The organism is Aeromonas sp. HMWF014 (assembly GCF_963878295.1).
Lineage (GTDB): Bacteria > Pseudomonadota > Gammaproteobacteria > Enterobacterales > Aeromonadaceae > Aeromonas > Aeromonas popoffii.
The window spans coordinates 1-3,658 of record NZ_CAWNYS010000242.1 but is presented as its reverse complement, the minus strand read 5'-3'; the positions used below and the strand labels follow the sequence as shown (position 1 = coordinate 3,658).

At 60.7% G+C, this 3,658-nt stretch carries 2 protein-coding genes and 3 pseudogenes; 3 read left to right on the top strand and 2 right to left on the bottom strand.

The features are described from left to right. Nucleotides 1-166: pseudogene (locus tag AAC083_RS09910) on the bottom strand (AraC family transcriptional regulator); the annotation flags it as partial. A gap of 120 nt (nucleotides 167-286) precedes the next feature. On the opposite strand from AAC083_RS09910, the gene AAC083_RS09905 reads away from it, so the two are divergent. Next, nucleotides 287-1,666: an MATE family efflux transporter gene (locus AAC083_RS09905; protein ID WP_108536496.1), complete on the top strand. Its 1,380-nt coding sequence runs from the start codon at nucleotides 287-289 to the stop codon at nucleotides 1,664-1,666. Between the two features lie 149 nt (nucleotides 1,667-1,815). Beyond that, nucleotides 1,816-2,064 (top strand): DUF2498 family protein, encoded by a 249-nt coding sequence (locus tag AAC083_RS09900; RefSeq protein WP_108536495.1) that lies wholly within the window; start codon nucleotides 1,816-1,818, stop codon nucleotides 2,062-2,064. 34 nt (nucleotides 2,065-2,098) lie between these two features. Here the strand turns inward: AAC083_RS09900 and AAC083_RS09895 are convergent. Then, nucleotides 2,099-3,234 (bottom strand): annotated as a pseudogene (locus tag AAC083_RS09895) (diguanylate cyclase). A 247-nt stretch (nucleotides 3,235-3,481) separates the two neighbouring features. On the opposite strand from AAC083_RS09895, the pseudogene AAC083_RS09890 reads away from it, so the two are divergent. Beyond that, a pseudogene (locus tag AAC083_RS09890) lies at nucleotides 3,482-3,658 on the top strand (xanthine permease XanP); the annotation flags it as partial.

Below are 3,658 nucleotides of genomic sequence, written 5' to 3'. Positions count from 1 at the left end.
GGATGTGGAACTCAGGGCGATTGCGACGAATGAGGTAGTGCTCCCTGATGTGCGAAAGGCCGGTCAGAAAGATGCCCGCCTCGCCGAGCAGGGGCAGCCCTTCACGGCCCAGCATCCGCTCCTCGCAGGCCGGGGCTATTTCCAGACACTCGCGGACAAAAGCCATAACGCCTCAACATGATAGTTTTAAACAAGAAACCCGAGAGGGGCTCACAGTGAAGTCGCTCGCCACTCCCCCTATCATACCCATGACAAACCTTGCGTTTCACATACCTGGTTAACATAAATGAATTATTGGCAAGCGATTTTAAAACAAACCACCGATCGCGAGTTCATGACACGACTGTGGCGGCTGGCCCTGCCAGTGTCGCTGCAATCCATGATGTTCTCCCTGCTCGGCCTCATCGACATCATGATGGTGAGCCAGCTCGGCACCACGGCGGTGGCGGCAGTGGGCTTGGGTAACCGGGTCTTCTTCTTCAATCTGCTGGTGATAGCGGGACTCTCGGGTGGCGTCTCGGTATTGGCGGCACAATATTACGGTCGCGGCGAGCTGGCCGGGGTGCGCCGCGCCCTGCTACTGGCGCTGGTGGGTGCCCTGCTGGTGAGTCTGCCGTTTGCACTCATCTATGTGCTCGCCCCGGGCAGCGTGCTGGATTTTGCCAGCCAGGAACCCCAATTGCGCGCCCTCGCCGACCAGTTCTTGATGATCACCGGCGCCACTATTCTCTGTACCGCCATCGTAGTGCCACTGGAATCGGCGCTGCGTTCGGTGGGCAACGCCGCCGCCCCGACCCGGATCGGCATCATCGCCATCATTGCCAACGTCATCCTCAACTACGCCCTCATCTTCGGTAATTTCGGCTTCGAGGCCATGGGGGTGGCAGGCTCTGCCTGGGGCACGACCATCTCACGCCTGCTGCAAACGGCGCTGCTGCTGATCTATGTGTGGCGGCAGGAACCCCGCCTCATCCCGCGCAGACAGGAGTGGTGGGACGCCTTCAAGCGCAAGGAGGTGGTGCGCTTCACCCTGATCGCCCTGCCGCTCTTGTTCCACGACGGGCTCTGGGCCTTCGGCATGCTGCTCTACGGCTTTCTCTATGCCCATCTGGGCACAGATTCACTGGCCATCATGACCACGCTGGGGACGCTCGAGAGCATCCTTATCTCTCTCTTCTTCGGGCTGGCGGTAGCCTGCTCCACCCTGCTCGGCCACCGGCTCGGGGCCGAGGAGTACGACATCGCCTGGCAACACTCCCAGCTGTTCCTGCTGCTCGCCCCCATAGGCGCCCTGCTGGTAGGGATAGCAGTCTGGCTGTTGCAGACCCACCTGTTACAGTGGGTCGGCAACCTGCCGGGCGAGATGTTGGGAGAGGCGGGGCAGGTGCTCGCCGTCATGTGTCTGGGCATGCTGCTCAAGGTATTCAACATGGTGGGGATTATCGGGGTGCTGCGCTCCGGCGGCGACGTGAACTACAGCATCGTCATCGACATCATCGCCATGTGGTGCATAGGCCTGCCGCTCGCCTGGGTGGCGGTCAGCCTGCTCGGCTGGCCTCTCTCCTGGGTGGTGGCCGTGGTGCTGCTGGAGGAGTTGTGCAAGGTCGTGCTGGTGCAGCGCAGGATCCGCCAGCGCCGCTGGCTCAGAAATCTGGTGATAGGATAAGGGGACGCAGGAAGAAGCAAAATGCGGGGTCATATCAATGACAGAAAATCCCCGTTTGCAGTATGCTGGCCCCCTCTTCAATCAGAGACAGGGCGCCGCTAAGTGCACGTGTCCAATGCCCTGTCCCGTCGTCGTTTCAGGAGACGAGCATGCAACCACAGAAAGAGCTGATCACCGAGACTGCCCTGCTGGAGATGGCCAATGACATCATCAAGCGCCACGAAGACTTCATCCACGGCATGCGCGCCGACGCGGTAGAGCAGAAAGGGGATATTCTGGTGTTCAAGGGGGAGTTCTTCCTGGCCGAAGATGGTACCCCGACCGGCAAGACCATGGCGGTGTTCAACATGTTCAAGCTGCTGGCCCAGCAGCTCTCCGGCAAGTACCAGCTGAACTGATCTCTCCCGTGCCCATGACAGACAGATGCCGCCCTCAGGCGGCATCTGTCTTGATGGCGTGGGGCAGTGCCGGCTTGCTGGCCAGCTCGCCCACCACGCAGTTGCGCCCCGCCATCTTGGCCATGTAGAGGTACTCATCGGCCCGATTGAACAGATCCTCTATGCTCTCCCCGCGCTGGGCCAGGGTCAGGCCGATACTCACGGTCACCTCCAACAACTCATCCGAGGTGGGACTCTTCACCAGCCGCGCCTCCACCGCCACCCGCAGCCGCTCCGCCACGCGCTTCGCCTGGATCAGATCGCCGCAGTTGGGCAGCAGGATGGCAAACTCCTCGCCGCCATAACGCCCCAACACCATGTCAGACTCCAGCTGCTCCACCAGGGTCGCCGCCACCTCTTTGAGTACCGCATCCCCCGCCAGATGGCCGAAAGTGTCGTTGATGCGCTTGAAGCGGTCCAGATCCAGCAACAGGACGGCAAAGGGCGTCTGCTTGTGGATCATGTTCATCCAGGCCTTTTCCGCTTCATCAGCAGTCGACGGTTCATCATGCCGGTCAGCTCGTCCGTGGTGGACTCCCGATAAAGCTGCAGCAGCATATTGAGCTGACCACACTGCACCCAGCTGCTGGCCAGGGCAAACAGCGCCAGCAGCCAGACCTGGTTGAGGGTCTGCACGCTCCACAGCGGCTGCCCCACCAGCAACCAGTTGCCCGCCAGCATGGTGACCAGAATGCCCCCCGCCAGCTGCAGGCCGAGGGAGAGCGGAATGGGGAAGATGGCAAACAGGCTGACAAGCAGATAGGGAAAGGCCATGTAGCCCGCCTGCAACTCCTGATCCGCACCGAAACTGTGCAGGCAGATGAGGGAGAACAGCATCATCACCGCCATCAGATAGCCCAGCGCGAGCTTCATGCGCTCGTGCCTGAAATGGATGAGGTAGGAGAGGGGGATAAGTGGAGAGAGGGCCAGCAGGCAGAAAATCCGGGCCTGAAGCAGTTCATCGAACTGGGCAGAGGGCAGGGTCAGCCAGTCCACCAGGGCCCAGGCGGGCAGACCCACCATCAGCAGGCAGGTGAGCAGGCGCAAGCGCACCGTCATGAAGCCCATGCGGGTCAGGGTAAAATCTTCGGAGTGGGCACGGGCACTCCAGAACTCCGACAACTTCAGCATCCAGAGCCTCCAAATCTCGACAGAGGGCTCATTCTACGCCGCACAGGCTCAAAATCCTATGCAACCGGCGCCATTTCAGGGCGAGCGCCGTCACACAAACCGGCGGATCATAATCGCCACACGCAAACGTTTCAACCCATGAAAAAATAAACCGGTTTCAGCCCGAATTAGCGCTGGTCAGCGCCATTTCAATCACTAAAATGGCGCCCAATTTTCTCCCCCCCTCCCCCACACATTCGAGGTATTTATGGAACAGGCTGCCGCCGTCCGTGCAACCCCAGAGGCTCATCCTCCCAGACGAGCCCACAGCGAACTGGTCTACGGCATAGACGATGTCCCGCCCCTGCCCCAGACCCTGTTCGCCGCCCTGCAGCATATGCTCGCCATGTTTGTTGCCATCATTACCCCGCCCCTCATCATTGCC

Coding starts and splice junctions, on each gene's coding strand:
- AAC083_RS09900 (WP_108536495.1), top strand. CDS start 1,816: ATGCAACCACAGAAAGAGCTGATCACCGAGACTGCCCTGCTGGAGATG.
- AAC083_RS09905 (WP_108536496.1), top strand. CDS start 287: ATGAATTATTGGCAAGCGATTTTAAAACAAACCACCGATCGCGAGTTC.